22 protein-coding genes are annotated in these 21,713 nt (G+C 34.7%); 8 read left to right on the top strand and 14 right to left on the bottom strand.

Annotated elements, in window-relative coordinates:
* Positions 1 to 59: 59 nt before the first annotated feature.
* A complete protein-coding gene (locus IEV35_RS07715) occupies positions 60 to 962 on the top strand; it encodes a helix-turn-helix domain-containing protein (RefSeq protein ID WP_188384081.1) in 903 nt (300 codons plus the stop codon).
* Between the two features lie 54 nt (positions 963 to 1,016).
* Here the strand turns inward: IEV35_RS07715 and IEV35_RS07710 are convergent, their stop codons facing one another.
* The 3 genes from IEV35_RS07710 to IEV35_RS07700 all read right to left on the bottom strand — a co-directional run bounded on the left by IEV35_RS07710 (position 1,017) and on the right by IEV35_RS07700 (position 3,851).
* Positions 1,017 to 2,240 carry a hypothetical protein gene (locus IEV35_RS07710; protein WP_188384080.1) on the bottom strand — a complete coding sequence of 408 codons (1,224 nt, stop codon included), beginning with the start codon at positions 2,238 to 2,240 and terminating at the stop codon, positions 1,017 to 1,019.
* Entirely contained in the window at positions 2,227 to 2,760 is a 534-nt protein-coding gene (locus IEV35_RS07705) for an RNA polymerase sigma factor (protein WP_188384079.1), read from the bottom strand. Before IEV35_RS07705 ends, IEV35_RS07710 begins: the two co-directional genes overlap by 14 nt.
* A gap of 146 nt (positions 2,761 to 2,906) precedes the next feature.
* Entirely contained in the window at positions 2,907 to 3,851 is a 945-nt protein-coding gene (locus tag IEV35_RS07700) for a Gfo/Idh/MocA family protein (RefSeq protein WP_188384078.1), read from the bottom strand.
* Positions 3,852 to 4,012: 161 nt separating this feature from the next.
* Between IEV35_RS07700 and IEV35_RS07695 the strand changes: the two genes are divergently transcribed.
* A complete protein-coding gene (locus IEV35_RS07695) occupies positions 4,013 to 4,531 on the top strand; it encodes a CueP family metal-binding protein (RefSeq protein WP_188384077.1) in 519 nt (172 codons plus the stop codon).
* Positions 4,532 to 4,570: 39 nt separating this feature from the next.
* Here the strand turns inward: IEV35_RS07695 and IEV35_RS07690 are convergent, their stop codons facing one another.
* Positions 4,571 to 5,332, bottom strand: a complete 762-nt coding sequence (locus IEV35_RS07690; RefSeq protein WP_188384076.1) for a GNAT family N-acetyltransferase — start codon at positions 5,330 to 5,332, stop codon at positions 4,571 to 4,573.
* 163 nt (positions 5,333 to 5,495) lie between these two features.
* Here IEV35_RS07690 and IEV35_RS07685 point away from each other — a divergent pair, with 163 nt between their 5' ends.
* Complete coding sequence (locus IEV35_RS07685; RefSeq protein WP_188384075.1) at positions 5,496 to 6,359, top strand: lysozyme inhibitor LprI family protein; 864 nt, start codon at positions 5,496 to 5,498, stop codon at positions 6,357 to 6,359.
* A 38-nt stretch (positions 6,360 to 6,397) separates the two neighbouring features.
* Here IEV35_RS07685 and IEV35_RS07680 read toward each other — a convergent pair whose 3' ends face one another.
* The 3 genes from IEV35_RS07680 to IEV35_RS07670 form a co-directional block, all read right to left on the bottom strand.
* Complete coding sequence (locus IEV35_RS07680) at positions 6,398 to 6,865, bottom strand: hypothetical protein (protein ID WP_188384074.1); 468 nt, start codon at positions 6,863 to 6,865, stop codon at positions 6,398 to 6,400.
* Between the two features lie 102 nt (positions 6,866 to 6,967).
* On the bottom strand, positions 6,968 to 8,134 hold the full coding sequence (locus IEV35_RS07675; protein ID WP_188384073.1) for an MFS transporter: 1,167 nt from the start codon (positions 8,132 to 8,134) through the stop codon (positions 6,968 to 6,970).
* 595 nt (positions 8,135 to 8,729) lie between these two features.
* Positions 8,730 to 8,945, bottom strand: coding sequence for a hypothetical protein (locus IEV35_RS07670; protein WP_188384072.1), 216 nt, complete (start codon positions 8,943 to 8,945; stop codon positions 8,730 to 8,732).
* A gap of 200 nt (positions 8,946 to 9,145) precedes the next feature.
* On the opposite strand from IEV35_RS07670, the gene IEV35_RS07665 reads away from it, so the two are divergent.
* Together IEV35_RS07665 and IEV35_RS07660 are read left to right on the top strand one after the other, a co-directional pair.
* Complete coding sequence (locus IEV35_RS07665; protein WP_188384071.1) at positions 9,146 to 10,903, top strand: dihydroorotate dehydrogenase; 1,758 nt, start codon at positions 9,146 to 9,148, stop codon at positions 10,901 to 10,903.
* A 26-nt stretch (positions 10,904 to 10,929) separates the two neighbouring features.
* Positions 10,930 to 11,121 (top strand): hypothetical protein, encoded by a 192-nt coding sequence (locus IEV35_RS07660; RefSeq protein WP_229740677.1) that lies wholly within the window; start codon positions 10,930 to 10,932, stop codon positions 11,119 to 11,121.
* A gap of 102 nt (positions 11,122 to 11,223) precedes the next feature.
* Here IEV35_RS07660 and IEV35_RS07655 read toward each other — a convergent pair whose 3' ends face one another.
* Complete coding sequence (locus IEV35_RS07655) at positions 11,224 to 12,699, bottom strand: amidase (protein WP_188384069.1); 1,476 nt, start codon at positions 12,697 to 12,699, stop codon at positions 11,224 to 11,226.
* Between the two features lie 283 nt (positions 12,700 to 12,982).
* Between IEV35_RS07655 and ltaE the strand changes: the two genes are divergently transcribed.
* Positions 12,983 to 14,008 carry a low-specificity L-threonine aldolase gene (gene ltaE, locus IEV35_RS07650; protein ID WP_188384068.1) on the top strand — a complete coding sequence of 342 codons (1,026 nt, stop codon included), beginning with the start codon at positions 12,983 to 12,985 and terminating at the stop codon, positions 14,006 to 14,008.
* Between the two features lie 25 nt (positions 14,009 to 14,033).
* Here ltaE and IEV35_RS07645 read toward each other — a convergent pair whose 3' ends face one another.
* The 5 genes from IEV35_RS07645 to IEV35_RS07625 all read right to left on the bottom strand — a co-directional run bounded on the left by IEV35_RS07645 (position 14,034) and on the right by IEV35_RS07625 (position 17,671).
* Entirely contained in the window at positions 14,034 to 14,666 is a 633-nt protein-coding gene (locus tag IEV35_RS07645; protein WP_188384067.1) for a response regulator, read from the bottom strand.
* Positions 14,659 to 15,702, bottom strand: coding sequence for a sensor histidine kinase (locus IEV35_RS07640; protein ID WP_188384066.1), 1,044 nt, complete (start codon positions 15,700 to 15,702; stop codon positions 14,659 to 14,661). Before IEV35_RS07640 ends, IEV35_RS07645 begins: the two co-directional genes overlap by 8 nt.
* Positions 15,699 to 16,421 carry a cell wall-active antibiotics response protein LiaF gene (liaF, locus tag IEV35_RS07635; RefSeq protein WP_188384065.1) on the bottom strand — a complete coding sequence of 241 codons (723 nt, stop codon included), beginning with the start codon at positions 16,419 to 16,421 and terminating at the stop codon, positions 15,699 to 15,701. Before liaF ends, IEV35_RS07640 begins: the two co-directional genes overlap by 4 nt.
* A 95-nt stretch (positions 16,422 to 16,516) precedes the next feature.
* Positions 16,517 to 17,152, bottom strand: coding sequence for a PspA/IM30 family protein (locus IEV35_RS07630; protein WP_188384064.1), 636 nt, complete (start codon positions 17,150 to 17,152; stop codon positions 16,517 to 16,519).
* Between the two features lie 168 nt (positions 17,153 to 17,320).
* The gene (locus tag IEV35_RS07625) at positions 17,321 to 17,671 is read right to left on the bottom strand and encodes a lmo0954 family membrane protein (protein ID WP_188384063.1); all 351 of its coding nucleotides are present in this window, start codon (positions 17,669 to 17,671) and stop codon (positions 17,321 to 17,323) included.
* Positions 17,672 to 17,956: 285 nt separating this feature from the next.
* Between IEV35_RS07625 and IEV35_RS07620 the strand changes: the two genes are divergently transcribed.
* A complete protein-coding gene (locus IEV35_RS07620) occupies positions 17,957 to 18,448 on the top strand; it encodes a nucleoside deaminase (protein ID WP_188384062.1) in 492 nt (163 codons plus the stop codon).
* Positions 18,449 to 18,617: 169 nt separating this feature from the next.
* Here the strand turns inward: IEV35_RS07620 and IEV35_RS07615 are convergent, their stop codons facing one another.
* Positions 18,618 to 20,276 carry a ribonuclease J gene (locus IEV35_RS07615; protein WP_188384061.1) on the bottom strand — a complete coding sequence of 553 codons (1,659 nt, stop codon included), beginning with the start codon at positions 20,274 to 20,276 and terminating at the stop codon, positions 18,618 to 18,620.
* 196 nt (positions 20,277 to 20,472) lie between these two features.
* On the opposite strand from IEV35_RS07615, the gene IEV35_RS07610 reads away from it, so the two are divergent.
* Complete coding sequence (locus tag IEV35_RS07610; protein ID WP_188384060.1) at positions 20,473 to 21,711, top strand: MFS transporter; 1,239 nt, start codon at positions 20,473 to 20,475, stop codon at positions 21,709 to 21,711.
* Positions 21,712 to 21,713 lie beyond the last annotated feature (2 nt).

Below are 21,713 nucleotides of genomic sequence, written 5' to 3'. Positions count from 1 at the left end.
ATATAAGCTAATAAAAATTTTCATATAGTGGAATTTTTATGTTAGAAAGGAGGATTTCGATGATTACTTATGGCAAAACGTTAAGGGAAATTCGTAAGCAAAAAGGGGTTACATTAAAGGAACTTGCAGATGGAATATGTTCTGTTTCCTTTTTGTCAAAGTTCGAAACAGATGCTTCGGATATTACGTTAGGACTGTTTACGAGAATATTAGATAAATTAATGTTAACGATGGATGAGTTTCTTTTTATACATAATGATTTTCAACCTAGTCAACTAGAGCAATTCTTCAAAAAAGTAAAGGGTGCCTACTTCAGTCGAAATGCTACACTTCTGAAGGAATTAAAAGAAGAGGAATTGAGGAAGTGGAAGCAATATGGAGTAGAAACCTATCATTGTAATGCGTTAATGATCCAAGTATCTGAAAGAATTGTCTCTAAAAAGATAATAGATGAAGATGTCCAAGCACATGATATTAAAGTACTTACCGATTATTTATTCCAGGTTGAGGTTTGGGGTTATTACGAATTGATGCTTTACAATGGGACGATTCTACTTCTTCAACCGGAAATGGCGATATTACTCTCAAGAACAGCGTATGAGAAAAGTGCTCGTTACCAGGAGTTTGATAAAGTAAAAGTAGCAATATCTAGTGTTCTTTTTAACACCATTATCTTCTTACTTGGGCCTGTCAACCGATTTGAAGAACCATTGACATATGAGAAAGAGATTGCCGAATTTCTATCCTATCTGGAACAAGTATCCATCTCTGAACGGAACTTGTTAGAACGTATTCAACTTATGGAATTAAAAGGGGCATATGAACTAAGGTCAGGAAACAAGAGGGACGGTATTGCCAAAATCGAAGAAGCAGTGCTAATACTAAACAAATTAAAAGCACATCAACTTGCAAAAAATATGGAAAGTTATTTGCAACAGATTATCGACTTTTCAAAAGGATAATTTCACAGCAAAAAGATGACAGTTTCCACTCTAGCGTAGGAAACTGTCATCTTTTTATTCATCGGTAGCAAAAGCAAAATAATAGTATTCATCAACTTCTATTGCGATGACTAAAGAAGAATCATATTTCTCTAATTCATAGATTTTCTTATGAATAAGTGAAGCAAAATCACGTTTTATGATAGCTGCATCTCCATCACGTTCTAATTCACTTTCTGATACATAACGGTTGATTTCGCCTATTTCCTCTCCAATCCAACGACTATTTACCATTTCTCCGCTAATCTTATATGTCGTATTATTCCACCTAATTTGAGCGTAAGCAGGACGATCATTGATCTTTTTGTATGCCTTAAATGTCTTATCCCCAACATCAAAGCCATACATTTGTTGTTCCTTTTCATCATTTATCTCTACTTCTACCACGACTATATTATCTAGAATAAATTGAGAGCTAATATTTGTTTCTAATGGATTATCTATAGAAATACTTTCATTAATACTGGCTTTTTCTAACTGGCCATTATTCCATCTAACTACCTCTACATTCTTCTCACCACCACTTGTCGTAATGTATATTTCATCCAACCCATCTTGATCCCAATCAAAATGATCTGCCTCTCCCATGTGATGGAAACCAAAGAATGTATCGTTTCCTTTATTATAAAATAAAAATTGATAGCCATCTTTCCTAGTTCCAACCACACCAATAAATTGTATGATATTTCCCTCTGAAAATGTTGATTTAAACATCATAATACTCTCAGAACTTTTCTCTTTGCTAGTAGTAATTATTCCTAGGTCCACTGCTTTTTCTTGATAGCGAATAACTCCTCTTATTCCAATGTATTTATTATTCTCATATTGCAAATACCTTTCCAAATATACAGGTTCACCGTCTATGTCATTTATCATAGTTTCGTACTCTGAGTCTTCGTATCTAATTCCACTGGGTTTCTCATATTGTTCATATTCTAAAGGTTCAAAATCTAACTCAAATTCTTCTGGTAAACTAGCCGATTCAACAGAAGTATCCAAGTTTGGGTTATCATAATTTGAAAGTAAAAGTACAGAAGCAACACTAAGAAATAATAACGTTGCAATTGTCGGCAGGCCAACCTTTAGAAACCAACTCTTTTTTGTTTTCTTTGAATCTAACTCAGTCATTTTCTCCATAAACTTATACCGAGTTACCCTTTTAAATTCTTCCGTTATATCAATATTCTCATTTAGCTTTTCTAATTTATTATCCAGATAGGTTTTCTCATTCTTGCTCACTTAACACCCCTCCTTTATGTATCTTTTCCTCCAATTTCTTCATCGCTCTCGATAGTGTGACGCGAACTTTGCTTTCTGACCAATTTAAAATTTCTGCTGTCTCTCTTATAGAAAATCCTTCTACTTTTCGCAGTATAACTACATCACGATAGGACGGTGGTCTTAACATAGAAATAAGCTCTAATAATTCTAAAGAATCTTGACGAATTTCTACTATTTTTTCTACAGAAGGACTATACCACGAAGTATTCCAAAACATATCTTTCCATTTAGATAGTGGATTCTTTTTTCTTAAATAATCGATTGTTACATTTCGAGCCATCCGATAAATAAAAGTTTTTGGGTAATCTATCTCTTTCCCATCCAATAAATAATCAAATAGCTTCAAAAACGTATCATGTGTTAAATCTTCAGCTAGTTGTACGTCTTTCGTCATTTTTAAAATATATTTAAAGATTAGTACATGATACTCATCGTACAACTCTGTCACTTTCCCTTGAATTTTAAATCCTCTTTGCAAAATGTATCCCCCCTCTCAAACTATTGTAATGACGATTATGACTTGCAAATGTTGCAGTTTTATAGAAAATTTGTTTACATAATTAAAAACACCTAAAAATGGTAGAATACATCATTTTCAGGTGCCCTATTTACTTTCCTATTAGATTACTTATTTCTTAATTTCTCCAATACAACCTGAGCTTTATATCCGATTTCGAAATCATAGATATCAGCAGGCTCCCCTTCTATTGCCTTCACTAGTTCATCTATTAAACCACTTACTGGCAGTTCATTAAGTGTGATTTCTTTAAGCTCTTCACCAATCTTAGCACCTCTTAGCTGTCCCCAGTTTTCAAGTGATAATGAACCTTCAGTCCCAATTGCTGTAAAACCAATATATTCTTTACCAGGGATGTTACTTATGCCTTCTATTATAATAGGGGTACCGTCATGTAGTTCAGCAGTGGCAATAATACCTGTTTCACATTTCGATTGATCACTTGGTAATTCTAATTTTGTATGAATATGGTGTATATCGCCAAATAGTTTTAGTATTTGTTGGATAAAGTGCACTCCAACCTCAAGAACAAACCCACCTTGTTCTCTTCCACCAATCCAGTCATTTTGTTGCCAAGTACGTGGCCACTGTGGAAATTGCATTGTAAGTTGTAAACGACGTAAGTTACCAATTGCTCCACTCTTTATTAAGGATGCAAATTTCGTTGCAGCTTGTCCATAATTAAGGGGAAAGTTCATCGCATGAATAATGCCTGCTTCTTTAGCTGCTTCCAACATTTCTTCTGCCTCTTTTACAGAATTTGCGAGTGGTTTCTCACATAAAACATGTTTACGTGCTTTTATTACATCCATTACAATTTTATGATGAAACTTTGGAGGTACAGCAACATATACAAGATCAACCTGCTCATCATTAATTAAATCTTGATAATTAAGATATGCTTTTTCAATAGATAATTCATTTGCTGTTTTTGTTAGAATGGATTCTGATGTATCACAGATTGCTTCTACTTTTACTTGGTCATGCTCATTAAATTGTGTGATTAAACGTTGGCCAATTGCTCCGAGACCAATAATTCCAATATGTATCATACGTTTTTCTCCTCTTTTGTTGTATAGATAGCTTTATATTACTCTTTTTTCCCCCAGATGAGAATAGTATATGAATATTTCGTGAAAACTCAATTTTTCCCTCTCTAATATAGTAGAATATTATAGGATGTAATATTAATGGAAACTAGGAGTTGAATCTTGTGAAAAGAGCATTCATTACATTAATTGGATTATTACTTATTCTCTTAATTACTGCTTGTGGAGATAATAAGGAAGTTGAAGAAGAAAAAGATATAAAAGAATTAGTTCATGAGTATAGTGTTGGCGAATTTGAAGATGTTTCTGCTTCGATTACATCACATGAATTAATTGTTACCGATAGTAAAGAGAATGAGACAACATATGATTTACCTAAAGACGAATTTTTCGTTTCAATTGCTCCATTTGAAGAGGTAACTCATCCATGTGCCATTCATAGTTTAACTGGTTGCCAAGGTGAACTTGTTGAAAAGGAATTTGATGTGTGGATTCAAGATGAAGAAGGGAATGTAGTTGTTGAGGAGGCAATGACTTCATTAGAAAATGGTTTTATCGATTTATGGTTACCTCGCGATAAAACATATACAGTAAAAATTGAATTTGATGGAAAAGTAGCAGAACAAGAACTCTCTACATTTGAGGGTGATAATACTTGCATTACGACAATGCAGTTATTATAAAGAGAGGTTGCACTGAAATAAACCAGTGCAATCTCCTTTTTAACTCAACTCTTTCAATCTTTTATATGCAGAATGGGTGGTTAGTCGGTGGTAAGCTATTAATTGTTTTTTGTAGACAACTCCGTATACGCCATATGGTGTTGGGGATAGTTCTAATAATTCCCTTCGATCTTTCAAGTCAATGGTTGTCGTCTCTATTTCCAGCTTGTTTGCTCCAATTAACACATTATCTGTTGCAACATCAATAAATGGACATTGTGGTGTACGAAGGATTGTTAATTTCTCAAATCGTTGCAACCGTTCTTCCCAATCTGTTGGAAAATGTGGATTAGCGCTATTACTATTCTTATAAACTAGTAATTCAAAACCATAAGGGGCATGGTCTACTTCCTCAAAGCCATTTTTAATAAATACTTCTTTACTTGGAGTCCATGAAGTATCTGGATTTGTTACAACAATGACTCCTGCTTTTTGTTGTTTTTTTGCATCTTGAATACATGATTCTATTAATTGAGAGGCATAACCTTTTCCAGTAATACCTACCCAAAGGCAATGTATAACTAAATAATTCTCTCCATAAACAACTCTAGAAGAACGTTCTATAGGAACATATTCTATAAAACCTGCTTGTTTATTATTCTCATTTATCTTGATGTATTTTAATCCGTCATGGAATTTTCCTTTAAGCCATTCATTTTTCCCTTTATAGCCTACTGAGTTCGGTTTACTTCTAAGGCAATAACAACCTTTTTCCTCCAAATTTCCCTCGGTTAACTCGATTAACTCAACTGTTTGTTCCATATCCTTCCCCCGATTCAATCCCACTTCAATATTACATTTAATTCCATTTTAACATGCTGTATACTTTGTTTCACTAGGCTAAATATTAATTTTTGTGTTACTATAATGTTTGTGTACCAAATTTTGGATATTTAGCCTTAAGTTACACAAGGAGGATTTTATTGTGAAATTAAACAGAAAATTCATTATTGCACTATTAAGTTTAATCTTTGTTATATTAGCGGCTTGCCAATCTTCAAATAATGAAGATAATAATAATCTTAACGAACCAAAAGATGATGTATCTGAAAATAATAATGAGTCAACGGATACTACTAATAATGAAGATGCAAACAGTGAAAATAATGGAAGTGAGTCTCTCTCAGAAGAACAGAATAATGAAGCGTCTAAATCTGAAGAGATAGTTGAAACTGTTAAAATTAAAAGTGGAGATGAAGCAGTTCAATTCTTGAAGCAGCAGCTTGAAGAAGGTAAAAATGAAGACATTTCTTTCGGAACGGATGGTATACTTCAATCAGATGAATATGGGGCGTATTATACGATTCAATTAGTCGATGTTCCAGTACGTGTTTCTGGTAAAACGGGAAACCTAGGTTATTATAAAGTGTATGAAGATGGAACTTATGGGATCTTACAAGTCAATACGGCTCAAAGCTATAACCTTTCAGAGCATAAGGACGAGTTTCTCCAACAACTTAATTCGATAAAAAATGAACTAGATGAATTACAAGAAAACTCCAATGCAACGACAACAAGAGAAATGGAAGAAGAATCAGAACATATCTATAGCACTTGGGATAATGAATTGAATGAAATATATAGTTTTTTACAAGAACATCTCCAGAAAGAAGACATGGATATATTAAGAGAACAACAACGAGCTTGGATTGTATATAAGGAAGATACTGCAAAAGAAGAATCCCTTAAATATAAAGGTGGCTCAATGGAGTCCATAACATATTTAACTACTCTATCTGAATTAACGATGAATAAATGTTATGAATTAGTTCATATGTATATGAATTAATATGAGAAGGCTTGAGAGAATTTGATTGTAAAATTCCCTCAAGCCTCTTTTCTAAATCTTTCATATAAACTTTGAATACCGTATAAAAGGTACGCTTTATAATGAATGTAGAAAAAGAATTGTAATTTATTTAGTTTCTTTAGCTTGATGATTTTAAACTTCGCTAATATATCCATGATGACAAACGCAAAGATTCCATCTGCCAGAACATTCAAGAGGAGAAACTTTTTAAAATTGCCATGAGAATATTTTAATAACCATATTGATAAAGGCATATACGGTCCGAGACTAAAAGGTAATTCATCTTTTAAGAAAGACCTTTTCTTATCAAAGAATTTCCAAAATTGATGTTTATAACCATAAATATGATTGACGATCTCGAAGACAACAATAAAAATGCCCGCTACAGAGTACCGCTTCATATTACGCTTGCCCACAAATAATAAAGTGAGCCACGGAACTACAATAATACCAATATTAAATAGAAAATGCCTTTTAGAAATCAATGAAAATCACTCCAATCATTTGACTCTATCTTACGTTGTCCAAAAAACGAAAAAAAAACCGTTTCATTACTAGAAACGGCTTTTTTTCATTTTTTTTATGTATTAGCGACCACGTTGAAACAATGTTGACCGAGAAGCATAACTTTGAAATAAAAGTAACGCAATGATAGACAAGAATACTCCTGAAATATATGGTAAACCGATAAATGTCGAGTATAGAAACCCACCTAAAACTGGACCAATAATTCTACCTAATGAATCAAATGAAGATAAGTAACCAGTTACAGCACCGTGACCAAGTTTTGCACTTTTAGTTAGTAGTGAAGAAACACTTGGTCTAATCACTCCATTACCAATCCCAAATATTGCGAGGAAAATAGCTGCTGTAGTGAAATCCTGTATAAATAAAATTAATCCGAACCCAAGTGCAGAAATAATAATACCGAGTTGGATAATCGTCCCTTCACCAAACTTCTTTGTAAGTTTCCCCATTGAACCTTGTACAAAAGCACTAGCTAATCCCATAATCATAAAAATATATCCAAGTGTCACTGCATTAAGTCCAGCCTTCACAGCGGCGAAATATGCAAATGTTGCCTCTAATCCTGATAATGACAACGAAATAAAAAACTGTAAAAAATATAACATCGTAATAGGGTTTTTAGTTGATTTATCAGGGGCAGTCATCTGATTCATATGACGATTTTTTGCAGAATAATGAATAGATTCCTTAAGTACAAAAATAACAAATAACATCGTTACAAAGGAAACAAAACCTGCAATATAGAACGGGGTGTGAAGATTAATATTAGTAAACACGCCACCAATTGCCGGACCAAAAATAAATCCTAATCCTGTAGCTGCACCAATTATTCCCATCCCTTTACTACGATCTTCTTCGGATGTTATATCAGCGACATAAGCTTGTACGGTTGGCATATTAGCAGCAGACAATATTCCACCAATTATTCGAGCTGCAAACAACATCCATAGTTCTGTTGCTAAAGCTAACATGAAAAAAGACAATGAAAGTCCAAATATCCCAATTATGATTACCGGCTTACGACCTACTCGATCTGAAATTTTCCCCCACATAGGAGCAAAAATAAATTGCATCAGTGAATATACAGCCATTAATAATCCTAATTCTGTCGGTGTAGCACCTATTTCTTCGGCATAAAATGGTAGTACAGGAATAATTATGCCGAATCCTACCATGACTAAAAACATAATTAAAAATAAAATTGGTAGTACTTTTTTAAGATTCAACGTGTTTCACCCTTATTTGTTAGCTCATCTAGAACTTATTAATAGATTTATTGTAAACCTTAACATAGTAAAATAACAAGCATATCTTGGTGGTTTTAGGCTTGTTCACAATAGTGTAGAAATTGAAAACTATCTTTTAAATTTAGTTCACACCAAATAATCTGGTACCATTATTTATATGATTTGGTCTATTTAATTAGTATGGAAACAATTTATAAGAAAGAGATTGGGACAATAGCATTCTTTACATAGTAAAAACCGAACTATACGATTTGGGTGCAACTAACCCGCTCCGGAAATATACTTCGCTTTCACTTTCGAGTACAGGGGCGACATCCGCTCGAAAGAACCATCGCGGTGTCTACCTTGCCGCGGGCGGCTGGTGAGCCTCCTCGTGCTAACGCACTGTGGGGTCTCACCGATGCCTTGCTTCCCGCAGGACAAGGAATGCTTCATCAGCGAAACATCGCACGCAGAAAAAGCGCTCTTCTTTTTCAAGGAGTCTACGTATATTTCCGGAGCTAATGTATCGTATTGTTCGGTTTTATAATTAGGAATTTAGTTTTGTCCCAGCCTATTTCTTTTATCTATAAAGTTAAGCTCCGACTCTCTTTCTCACTGTGTCAGCTGATAATATGTTTTCATATTTAAATGTACGGACTTTTTTTCTTAAATAACAATATGCAGTAATAAAATTATCATGGATGTTTACGACTCGAATGGTGCGCTGGGTAATATTATTCTGACTATCAATATAATAAATTACAATCGGTATTTTGTTTTCTTTTGATCGCAGAAACAAACCATTCATCTCTTCACCTTCCGATCGGAACATTTGTTCTTATTATATCAATTTTAGTTGATTTTGCAATATGTTTTTTTGAATTATTTAAGTGAGTTATATCCATTAATAACTGAGGGAAGTTGCTCCATGTGAACTACAATAATTAAACCATTTTCTAATAATAAACATGCTACAATAGAGAAAAGAACTTAAAAGAGGGATGTATTATGCCGGATTGGTCTTATCATGGAATTTTCCGTCCACTTTTAACTAAATTGTCTCCAATGATTTCTAGAGAGTTCATTCATCGTGGAATGAATACGATTGCATCTCTTCCTTTTGGATTTGGGGCACATATTATTAATTTTCTTGGAAGGGAAGAAAGTTCTCATTTTTTAAAACTAGAAAAACATGGATTGGAATTCAAAAACCGTGTTGGTTTGTCTGGAAAAATTGATCCATTACAAACTGGAACAAGAGCCTTTACAAACTTAGGATTTGGTTTTTTAGAAATTGGACCAATTACGCTAAATCCAACAGAACAATTCACTAAGCCTATCGTTAATGATGAATCACAAGTTATCCATTTTCCTAAAAATGCCGAATCAATTGGTCTGGAAAAGACTTTTAAGAAATTACATAAACTAAAAAAGAAACAACCAATTTTTGCAAGATTAGTAGGTACAGAAAATGAACTACTAAAAATGATTCAACAGCTAGATAATTTTGTAGATGGATATATTATAGAAACGAATAGAACAGAAATATTACATAATACACAGAAACCGGTGTTTTATGCAGGTGAAGTGATAAATTTTCCAAAGCAAGCATGCTCCGGTATTGTTTTAGAAAAGAAACAGGATTCAAGCTTAGTAGAAGAAATTATCAATCTACGTAAAACTGGTTTTCATGGAACCATCATTACTTCAGGTGGTGTTAGTGAACCTGAGCATGCATTGAAATTACTAGATGCTGGTGCTGACTTCATAATGGTATCGGATGGTTATGTGTTTTCAGGACCTGGATTAACAAAAAGGATTAATGAAGCATTAGTAGATCGATTAAACATAGATCCTCCTCCTCAACCAGGATGGTTTAGTTATTGGTTATTCGGATTATTTATTATGATTGGTGGAATTCTAGCATTTATTTTTAGTATTACGTCAGTCATTCTCCCATATGATGAATACTTTCTAGAGATGAAAAGAGAGACGATATGGGTTTTTAATGAACGAATTATGCAATTTATGGCACATGATAGAATGACGCTTGCAGGGACGATGATATCTGGCGGGATAGTCTACATGCAGTTAGCTAGGCACGGTGTTAGGCGAGGTATGCGTTGGGCAAAACAAGCGATCGATGCTGCTGCAATTACTGGCTTTTTGGGCATTTTTGCTTTTATTGGCTATGGCTACTTTGATTGGTTGCATCTTGTATTATGGCTTGTGCTTCTTCCGGTATATATCTATGGTTTTCAGAAAACGAAAGGAATTCGTGGAACACCATCTTCAAAAAACCGAAAGAATGATAGAGTATTTAAAAAAGGAATTTTTGGTCAACTTTCCTTCGTACTATTAGGTTTTTCTTTTGTGTTAGGTGGTATTGTTATATCCATTATTGGAGTCACTTCAATATTTGTATCTACTGATTTAGCTTATCTTTGTATGCCACCTGAAATGATGGAAGCATTTAACGAGAATTTACTCCCAGTAATTGCTCATGATCGGGCTGGTTTCGGTAGTGCACTATTAAGTGTTGGATTGTTAGTATTAATGATGTCCTTATGGGGTGTTCAACAAGGACAAAAATGGGTATGGTGGACATATTTAATTGGTGGACTTCCAGCTTTTTATGCGGGGATCTATATTCACTTTGCTATTGGGTATACAACATTTATTCATTTACTTCCTGCTTACATTGCATTAGGTTTGTTTGTCATTGGGCTAATATTGACATACCAATTTTTTAGAAAACAAGATTAAATTGTTAAATGGAGGAGGACTTATTATTGATATATGATAGCATCGGCCAATTTGTTAGTAGTTTTTTATTTTGGTGGATATTTTTGCTCATTTTCCAAAGACTAAATCGCTATCCAAAAAGGCCATGGATAAAAGATATTCTGCTTACCATTATTCAAGCTTTAATTGTTTTATTTATTTTCTTGCCATTATTTTCATATTTTTTAAAAAAACAATAAACTACCCCGGAATATTAATCTATTCCGGGGCTTATGTAACTTTCTATAGCACGAATTAACTTTAATTTAATTTTTCCTACTTCTATAGCGAGACTAATGTTCTTAATAGGTTGGATTCTTCTTCACATCTATCCAGTTCGGTGATTGTTCTAATTCCCCTGCCAATTGGTATAAGAGGTCTTCTCTCCCTCGTCTTGCCATTACTTGCACACCACATGGTAAACCATCTTTTGTTATGTGCATCGGAAGTGTCATCGCTGGTTGACCAGTTAGATTAGCTAATTGTGTAAATGGTGTCCGTTCTAAACTTTTCGTAGCTACTTGCTCAACAAAGCCCGTTTTTTTTAATACTCCACCTAAACTTAATCCGCCAACAACACGAATGAGCATTTTTTCCATATTTGTCTGATCTAGCTCACCTATTTTCGAAGGGGGGTAAGCTGTCGTTGGTGTGATGTACAAATCATAGTCATCATGAAAGTTTTCCATCGCTATCGCTACTTCATCCCAGAATTTTAAGCTTATTAGGAACTCCTCAGCCGTTACTGCTTTACCTAGTAATCCTAAAATCCATGTTGTTGGTTCTACATCAGTGTACTTTACTTTTCTCCCTATCATTTCTTCAATTTCCCGTAATGTAGAGGATACTTCTGCAAAGTACATCATAAAATAACTATTCGCTAATTTCTTTCCATCAATTGGCGCTTCCTTTTCTTCAATGTGGTGACCCATACTTTCTAAAAGTTTGATCGTTTTATGTACTGCTTCCTTACATTCACGATCAACATCTGTGTCTAATGGCGAATTGGTTGTAAAAGCAATTTTTAACGATTGGTTAATCGGTGTTTGTGATGCAGTTAAGTAAGACTCTTCAAAAGGTGGTGCAATAAAGGCATTGGCACGATCAAATGTATATGTATCAAGCATTGCTGCACTATCCCTGACGGTTCGACTTAATATATGATCAACAGATGCTCCTTGCCATGATCTTCCTCTTACAGGACCTATAGGTGTTCTTCCGCGGGTTGGTTTCATGCCAAATAAGCCGCAAAATGCTGCTGGTATTCGGATGGATCCTCCACCATCATTCGCACCTGCAATCGGAACCATTCCAGAAGCAACGGCAGCTGCAGAACCACCACTTGAACCGCCTGGAGTATGGTCTACATTCCAAGGATTTCTAGATGCACCATGAAATTCTGGTTCCGTAATACCCATTAATGCAAATTCTGGGACATTTGTTTGTCCAAGGATCGATACACCAGTTTCTTTTACTTGTTTTACAAATTCACTATCATAAGCTGCTTTATAATCCTGCAATATTTTGGAGCCTGCTGTCATTGGTTCCCCTTTTGACTCTTGAGAAATGTTCTTTGTTAAAATTGGGACGCCAGCGAATTTACCATCTTTATGAGATGGAGTAGAGTCGTACATTTTATGGATGACAGCATTTAATGCTGGATTTTTCTTTTCAATCTCCTGTATCGCCGCCTCTCGAATTTCCTCAATTGATACTTCTTTACTATGGATAAGCTCTGCTAACCCTAAACCGTCATAATTTTTGTATATGAAAACCATTGTAGATTCCCCCTTTTACATGTAGAGAAGTAAAACAATTCCGAAATATCCTAACTTTTAATGCTATTTTATCATAATTTTGATAGTAAAAAGCAAGACAACGAAATTAATTTTCATCATCTTGCTTTCATGAGTTGCTATTTTATTTTTTTGAATTTCTAAGAAGTTATTAAAGGTAATGAAATTACTTCTATAATCGAATCGTAAAGTTTCATACTTGGTGGGGACTGTCTCCATCATTTACAATATAATTACTAAATAAAATGTTCCAGGGGGAATTCAAATGATAGATTTACGAAGTGATACGGTAACAAAGCCAACGGAAGCGATGCGTAAGGCAGCTTATACTGCTGAAGTTGGCGATGATGTATATGAGGAAGATCCTACTGTCAATAGATTAGAAGAAAGAGCAGCTGAACTATTAGGAAAAGAAAAAGCTTTGTTTGTTACTAGTGGAACACAAGGAAATCAAATTGCAGCACTTACCCATTGTAGGCCAGGTGATGAAGTTATCTTGGAAGCAAATTCCCACATTTACGTTTACGAAGTTGCAGGGTTTTCTGCATTGGCAAATGTTCAATCACGGCCAATAATAGGAAATCGAGGTGCCATGGATCCTGAAGATGTCAAACATGCCATTCGTTCCGAAAACATTCACTTTCCTACTACTTCTTTAATTTGTATGGAGAATACTCATAATCTAGCAGGAGGGGCAATTCTTCCAATAGAAAATATGCAAGCAATCTATAAAGTTGCTAAAGATAATAATATGAATGTGCATCTTGATGGTGCTCGGCTTTTCAATGCATCTGTCGCTTCAGGAATTTCCGTGAAAGAATATGCTAAACATGCTGACTCGGTTCAATTTTGTCTATCAAAGGGGTTAGGAGCACCGGTTGGTTCGATAATTGCTGGAACCGAAGAATTTATTAATAAAGCTCGCAAATGGAGAAAAATGCTCGGTGGTGGATTAAGGCAAGTAGGTATCATTGCAGGTCCTGGATTAGTAGCATTAGAGGAAAATGTAGATCGCTTAATAGAAGATCATGTTAACGCAAAAATATTAGCAGATGGATTAGCCAATATAGATGGAATTATTGTTGAAAATCAAGTGGAGACAAATATTATCATCGTGAATGTAAAAAATACAGGACATACTCCAGAATCGTTTGTTACAGCATTAAAAGAACAGGGGATTTTAGCAGGAGTTTTTGGAAAAGAAACTGTTCGTTTTGTAACCCATTATGATGTATCTAGAGAAGATATAGATAAAACATTAGCAGTTATTGAGGGGACAGTCCCCATGTGAACATTTCACATGGGGACTGTCCCCCCTACTCTACCAAATTATGCTTAAAAGCATATATAACAGCTTGTGTTCGATCTTGTACTTCAAGCTTCCCTAAAATATTGCTCACATGAACTTTCACTGTCTTTAACGCGATAAACAACTCATCCGCTATCTCTTGATTTGACTTACCTTGTGCAATTAATAAAAGAATCTCCATTTCTCGATCTGTTAACTGGTCATGTAGATGCTCGATTGGTTTTTCACGCATTTTCGTCATGATTTTCCCCGTCACTTGAGGTTCAAGTACGGATTGCCCCTCATACGTGCTTCGGATTGCCTTAGCAATTTCTTCTGCTTTCGAAGTTTTCAACATATAACTAGTAGCTCCTGCTTCTAAAGCAGGGTACACTTTCTCATCATCTAAAAAGCTAGTGACAATGATAATTTTTGCTTCTGGCCACTCTTCGATAATTCTTCTCGTTGCTTCTATACCGTCCATTTCCTTCATCACGAGGTCCATTAAAATAATGTCAGGTCTTAGCTCCAATGCTAGGTCAACTGCTGGCCCACCATCACTTGCTTCAGCAACAATTTCAATATCCGGTTGTGAAGAGAGGTAGGCTGATACACCAATACGTACCATTTCATGATCATCTGCGAAAAGAACTCTAATCATCCGTTTCATCTTCCTTTCGAATAATTGGAACTTTTACTTCTAAATGTGTTCCTTGATTTGGTAAAGAAACAAGTTTCATTGTTCCACCAATTTCCAGTGCACGTTCTTCCATATTTTGTAATCCATAAGAACCTGTCTTAACATCACTCACATTAAATCCAACACCATCATCTTTTACACGAAGTATGACAAAATTATCACGTTGAATTAACACGACTTGAAGGGTAGTAGCTCCTGAATGTCTAAGTGTATTAGAAACCGACTCCTGTAAAATACGGAACAGTTGGTCTTCTACTCCCTTATCTAGTTGGAACTTTTCTGCCTTGATAGTAATTTCCATCGGGACTTTTTGCTTTAGCTCAGCTAATAATTCTTCCATTCCTTCAACTAAAGACTTTCCTTTTAGTGCAACAGGTCTTAAATGTAATAATAATGCTCGCATTTCTAACTGAGACTGCTGGATCATTTTTTCTACCATTTGCAACTGTTTTTTAACGGTATCATCTAATAAACTGGATGATTCATTAATCGCAGACATCATCATGGAAGCTGCAAATAATTGTTGGCTAACAGAATCATGTAATTCCCTTGCTAGTCGATTTCGCTCTTGAACAACGATATCTTGCAAGCTTTTTTCTCGTTCTTCTGCTCGTTTTGTTGCCAGACTTTGTGCATGTTCTGCTTGCTTGTTAAATTTTTCTTGAATCTGATGTAATTTTTGCTGAATACTTTTTATTTCTTTATACGGATCTTCAATCGTTTCTAGTTTTTGTCCTTTGATTAGATTATCTAATTTTCGATTTATCTGTTGGATTCGTTGCTTCCAGTACCACCCAATTGTAATTCCAGAAATGGTACCAATAATAACAGCTATTGCTAAAATAGTAACAAGATAAGAGAATTTGCCAACTTTCATCTCCAACAACATAACCCAAGTTAAGTTTTCATTTACAAAGAAAGTCAATCCTATTACGACAATTGTTAACATTAAACTAAATACAATTCCAATGACAATATGGCGAAGTACGGTACTCATATACGCTTCACCTCGATATCACCGGAAAATAAGGAAGTGATAATCTTCACTCTTGGGTAGGTGGTGTCGTAATTTTCCGTTTGGTATAAAAGGGATTTATTCAGTAAATCTTCTTGATAGTCACCAAAAATATATGCCCTTCCAAAAACAGAACTGTGATGAATACTTACTTCCACATCATAAGGGACATAAATCTCGATATTTCCCATCACATGGCGTATAGAAATAACAGCTGTATCATTCGGAAGAACTGTATTACTTAGATCAATCATTCGATCACCGAATGCACCGTGAATGTTGACATCTCGCCACTGGTAAACTGTATCTTCTGTATTCTGGTCACCATATAGTTTATTTTGAAAAAATGGATTCACCTTAATTAATCGATCATTATTTATCACATTACTCGGTAAATCTGGTTTTAAGTCTTTCTTTTTAGAATCGACATAATCCATTATAAATAGTACGATGACTACAATAATAAGAAACCGAACAACTAATAAATTTAAAATAGAAAAAACTAATATGACGAGTCCAATTCCAAGTAAAATTTTCCCCCATAGTTTTGAAAAGTTTTTCCACCCTACATAAGCCATAATGCTTGAGAATATAGCTGGGATAATAGCTCCACCAAAATTGAAAAATATTTCTACAATAAGAAGGATTACTCCTACGATCAGTATCCAATTTAATGTATCTGTTTTTAGCCTTCTGAACATAATAGTAATCCTCCCTAGTGCTTAAACTCAAGACAGGCCCAATCCCTTGGGCCTGTCAGTAGTATACCATTTTTTGCTAGATTAGGTCATGTCCCTTAGTTCGTTTTTTCCTTCATTCTCATTTCTTTTTCTAGTTGGGCAATTTTAGTATCGAACGTACTTTTATAGTATGCACTATTTACCTTATACTCCAGGTTCTCGATATAGCGTTCCATTTCCGCAAATTTAGAGAACGGTTTATCGGACACTTCTTCCATTACACGGTTAATTTGATGATTCGCATGAATAACATTCTCACGCCCCATTAATTCCATTCGACGAAGACGCATATCTTTAATGCGATGTTTCATTTCTTCATATTTTTGTTCTAATGTGTCTAGTTGATTAATTGCTTCTTGACGAGATGCTTTCATTCTTTCTGCACGTGCTTGGTATTCCTCATATTCCTTCTGTGCAAAAGCAGCCATTTGCTCTTCGCCAGCTCTTTCAGCTATGTCAGCTTGCTTTTGTCTTTTTTCTGCCATTTCTGCTGCCTTTAAATATTCCTTTGAAAATTCATCCTTTAATTTATACTGACGTTCGATTAATTTACGAACTTTCTCTACTTCTTGTTCTGCCTGGCGTAAGTATTGGTTCAGTGCACCAATTGGATTTTTCTGCTCCTTTTTATCGAGCATTTCATGTAAATCAGCTTCAATTGAATCTTTAATACGTGTAAAAATGTTTGACATAATCGTCATCTCCTTTTATTTATTACCTAGCCGAAAGCATGCTTACTGGGCTAGGGAGCTTAATTTGGGTTTGAAGGTACATTAAAAATTTATTTTTAATTACTTATGAACAGAAGCTTTATTTATTTTGTTATATCCCACACGAAAGTTGAGTAAACCGTGATAAATTTAATTGTTCATTTCTGCCCATTGACGTTCAAAATTTCGAAAAGGATCATCTTCATCAGAATCTACTACTGGATCAGAATCATCATTTTTCCAATTTTTGAAGATCCAGTACAATGCAAATGCTGCAGCTATTCCAAGGACAGCATAAATATTTGAAAATGCCATTCCGAGGACTAATAAGCCAAGGATAACCCAACCAATCTTTCCAGCAGTTGAATCACTTTTTACAAATTTCTTAAAGATGATATATAGTAACCAGATGCTTAATCCTAGTAGTACCATTGGCCCTAGATTAACTAACAATACGAGTAAAGCAACTAACCCTCCAACAAACAACAAAAATTTTCTCATGTTACCTGCCTCCTTTCTTTATCTTGATTTAAGTTTACCGAGGATTTATGATTTGGATAATGAGCCTCAGCTATATTTTGAACTAGGACTTGAGGCTTATCTCGGCATAGGGCTTGCCTTTTTATAGGTTGGTTTTGGGCCTTCTCGAAGCTTTTTCAAGTGATAATTTTCATGAGATGAATTTGAGAAGCGTTCTCAAAGCTATTTCAAGTATGATTTTTGATAAAATGAACTTGAATAACAATAAACGTTGTATATATTGATAGGATCTAAAGGAGGAGTAGCTTGAATAAAGATAAACTTTTCTTAGAAATTGCTCTAGAAGAAGCCGAACATGCTTTAGTGGAAAATACATATCCAGTTGGTGCAATACTTGTTGATGAAAATAATCAAATTGTTGCCAAAGGACGTAACCAAGTTCATTCCCATCATGATGCCACTGCACATGCCGAAATTAATGCTATACAACTTGCAGGCAAAACCGTATTAGACGCAAAAGTCCATGGAAAGAAATTAACGTTATACAGTTCATTAGAACCATGTCTCATGTGCACAGGAGCAATACTATTTGCAAATATAAAAAAAGTGGTTTGGATATTGAATGACGATAGTGGTTTTGGGAGTTTTAATAAGGTAAAAGAAGCTCAACTATTCGAGAAAAAGTATAATGAAATAGAGATAATGGAAGAACCATATGACGATTTAAAAATAAAGCAAATAGAATTAATGAAACAATGGTCTATGAACTCGAATCATGTTGATAATTTAAGAAAATAAAAGAAAAAGACCGACTTAAGTATATCGGTCTTTCTTTTAAGTTATAACTTCGATGAGAATCTACTCTTATTCTTTAGGTTCTGAATCCTCTATAGAGTTATTATCCATATAAGCTGGAACAACTAGCCTTCTAAGTTTAACCTTATTTAATTCTATATTTATAGATCTTCTAAACTTCAATAAGGATAGGTATAATCATCGGTGACTTTCTCGTCCGGTCTTTCACATATTTGGCTACTAATCGTTTAATATTCTTTTTCTTCGTATTCCATGAATACCGATTTTCTTCATGAAGTTCTTCCACTGTATTATGGATAATCTTTATAATCCCTTTTCTTAGTTCTGAGAAGTTTTTATCCACAAATCCTCGTGAAATAATCTCTGGTTCAGCAAGCATTCTCGCGTCTGGTTTACTCATGGTGAGGATTAACATGAGCATCCCATCCTCTGATATTTGCTTTCGATCCCGAAGGACAAATTCCATATTTCCGACATCGATTCCATCGACATACGTACTCCCTGCTGGTATTGTTCTTGTACTACGAGCAATAGAATCTTCAATATCTACGACATCACCATTATTTAAAATAAATATATTCTCCTTCTCCACTCCAACCGACTGTGCAAGTTGTCGATGATGATGTAGCATACGATATTCTCCGTGAATTGGTATAAAATACTTCGGTTTCATCAATGTAAGCATTAATTTCAAATCCTCTTGATAGCCATGACCAGAAACATGCATGCCAGAGCTACTACCTGAACCATAAATGACATTTGCCCCGAGCATATAGAGATTATCAATAATAACAGAAACATTTTTCTCATTACCTGGGATTGGACCCGCAGCAAGTATTACTGTATCCCCAGCTAATATATCTACTCCTCGAAAATTACCAGTTGATAATCGACTTAAAGCAGCACCAGGTTCACCTTGACTTCCAGTACAGAGGATTGTTACTTTTTCCGGTGGATAATCATCGATTTCATCCGCTTCAATAAACATTTCCTTAGGAGCCGTTAAATACCCACGGTCTAACGCAACACCGACCACATTTACCATCGACCTACCTAAAAGAACTACTTTCCGGTTTGTTTTTTCGGATGCCTCCACAACTTGTTGCACACGACTTATATTGGAAGCAAAAGTAGACACAATAACCTTTTGTCTCGATCTCATGATCATATTTTCTAAGTTTTCTCCAACCATTTGTTCCGAAGGGGTAAATCCCTTTCTTTCCGCGTTCGTACTTTCTGATAAAAGTAATAATACCCCTTTATTTCCTACCTGTGCCATTTTATGAATTTCAGGTTGTTCTTGATTTGCCGGAGTTAAATCAAATTTAAAATCTCCTGTATGTACAACAGTCCCTTCAGGAGTATCAAAAACTATCCCTAAACAATCGGGAATACTGTGGTTTACTTTAAAAAAGCTGACATTAATCTTTCCTAATTGTAATTGTGAATCGGAATGAATCTCATGTAACTCACTTTCTCTTAAGATTCGGTGCTCCTTCAACTTAATCTCAATTAATCCTAAAGTAAACCTCGTAGCATAAACTGGCATATTTATTTTTTTCAACAAGTAGGGAATTCCACCAATATGGTCTTCATGCCCATGAGTAACTATTATTGCTCGAACTCGATCCTTATTCTCTTGCAAGTAAGTAATATCAGGAATAATCAAATCTATCCCTAATAAACTTTCGTCTGGAAACTTGTTCCCACAATCAATGACAATGATGTCATCCTCATATTCAATTGCATACATATTCTTTCCTATCTCATATAAACCGCCTAGGGCAAAAACAGATAATGTACTAGTCATTTCGATACCCTCCTGCTTAAAATATTACTTATTATACCCTGTTGTAATTTTTTGTATGAAAACTTAATGGAAAAATTAAAAGAAGACAAATATTTAAAGTTAACTATCCCTTTGTATGAAAAGTTAAAATAGTCGCAAGTTTTTAAGACAAATATATTACCCTCCTGTATAATGTTGGAAAAGGAGGGGAGAGTATTTGTCGTTATTAAAAGCTAAAGACCCGTATACAGTCTATATTTTTACGAGTTTTACATCTGCATTTTTATTTACGTTTATTTTTACAGTTAATTTGTTATATCATGTACAAATTGTAGAACTTACTCTAATTCAACTCGTCTTAGTAGGGACAGTACTAGAGCTAACTGTATTTCTCTTTGAAATTCCAACTGGCCTTGTTGCTGATTTGAAAAGCAGAAAACTGTCAATTGTTATTGGGTATGTATTAATTGGAACAGGATTTCTATTAGAAGGTCTCTTCCCTTTATTTCTCACCGTTCTCCTATCACAAATTTTATGGGGAGTGGGTTATACATTTACTAGTGGAGCTGGACAAGCATGGATTGCGGATGAAATTGGAGAGGAAAAGTCATCTCTTGCATTTATTAAAGGTGCGCGAGCAGGAAATTTGGGTAGGATTATTGCCATTCCGATTAGCATTCTAATAGGATACCAGATGATAAATTATCCTATTATTATAGGTGGTTTAGGTATGATTGGTTTAGCAATTATCTTACATATCTTCATGAAAGAAGATAATTTTAAACCAGCTCCAAAGGAAGAAAGACAATCTTCCTTTACCCAGATGAAAGACAGTTTAAGGAATGTGATTAAATATTCTAAGGCTAGCTTATTATTGCGAATTCTATTATTAATTGGGTTATTATTCGGTCTGTATAGTGAAGGAATTGACAGATTATGGATATCTCATATGAAGGAATTTGGGAATTTAACGCTGTTAACAGATTCTGATCTCGTATTATTTACAGGAGGAGTACAATTTATTATCGTCTTAGTGACATTTATTGCACTGCATTTTATAAGTAAAAGCAATATTTATAGCAAACTGAAGGCTATTTATATTGCGCTGTTTATTGGTAGCACCTTTATTATTGTTTCTCTATTGGGATTTGCCTTCTCTACTTTTATCATTAGTTTAATTATTTGCTATATCATTCTTGAAGTGAGCAGAGCAACTATGGAACCTCTTACAGATGTATGGTTAAATCGATTAATTAAAGAATCAAATATGCGGGCTACATTCTTTTCCATAAAGGGGCAAGTGGACGCAATTGGTCAAATTGGAAGTGGCCCAATAATTGGTTCAATTGCGGAAACGTTCATGACAAGAATTGCCTTAGTTGTTAGCGCCATTATACTATCACCAGTGTTACTTCTATATTATGTACTTATAAAAAAAGATAGAGCAAAAGAGTAATC

Origin of the sequence: Ornithinibacillus halotolerans, assembly GCF_014637405.1 — a bacterium.
GTDB classification, from domain to species: Bacteria; Bacillota; Bacilli; order Bacillales; family Amphibacillaceae; genus Ornithinibacillus; species Ornithinibacillus halotolerans.
Note: the sequence above shows the minus strand (reverse complement) of the source record. Positions and strands in the feature narration are given on the sequence as shown.

Bases quoted from the DNA above. Each gene is read 5' to 3' on its own strand.
- IEV35_RS07715 (WP_188384081.1), top strand. From the start codon at position 60: ATGATTACTTATGGCAAAACGTTAAGGGAAATTCGTAAGCAAAAAGGG.
- IEV35_RS07700 (WP_188384078.1), bottom strand. From the start codon at position 3,851: ATGATACATATTGGAATTATTGGTCTCGGAGCAATTGGCCAACGTTTA.
- IEV35_RS07690 (WP_188384076.1), bottom strand. From the start codon at position 5,332: ATGGAACAAACAGTTGAGTTAATCGAGTTAACCGAGGGAAATTTGGAG.
- IEV35_RS07670 (WP_188384072.1), bottom strand. From the start codon at position 8,945: ATGAATGGTTTGTTTCTGCGATCAAAAGAAAACAAAATACCGATTGTA.
- IEV35_RS07665 (WP_188384071.1), top strand. From the start codon at position 9,146: ATGCCGGATTGGTCTTATCATGGAATTTTCCGTCCACTTTTAACTAAA.
- IEV35_RS07655 (WP_188384069.1), bottom strand. From the start codon at position 12,699: ATGGTTTTCATATACAAAAATTATGACGGTTTAGGGTTAGCAGAGCTT.
- ltaE (WP_188384068.1), top strand. From the start codon at position 12,983: ATGATAGATTTACGAAGTGATACGGTAACAAAGCCAACGGAAGCGATG.
- IEV35_RS07645 (WP_188384067.1), bottom strand. From the start codon at position 14,666: ATGATTAGAGTTCTTTTCGCAGATGATCATGAAATGGTACGTATTGGT.
- IEV35_RS07640 (WP_188384066.1), bottom strand. From the start codon at position 15,702: ATGAGTACCGTACTTCGCCATATTGTCATTGGAATTGTATTTAGTTTA.
- liaF (WP_188384065.1), bottom strand. From the start codon at position 16,421: ATGTTCAGAAGGCTAAAAACAGATACATTAAATTGGATACTGATCGTA.
- IEV35_RS07630 (WP_188384064.1), bottom strand. From the start codon at position 17,152: ATGTCAAACATTTTTACACGTATTAAAGATTCAATTGAAGCTGATTTA.
- IEV35_RS07625 (WP_188384063.1), bottom strand. From the start codon at position 17,671: ATGAGAAAATTTTTGTTGTTTGTTGGAGGGTTAGTTGCTTTACTCGTA.
- IEV35_RS07615 (WP_188384061.1), bottom strand. From the start codon at position 20,276: ATGACTAGTACATTATCTGTTTTTGCCCTAGGCGGTTTATATGAGATA.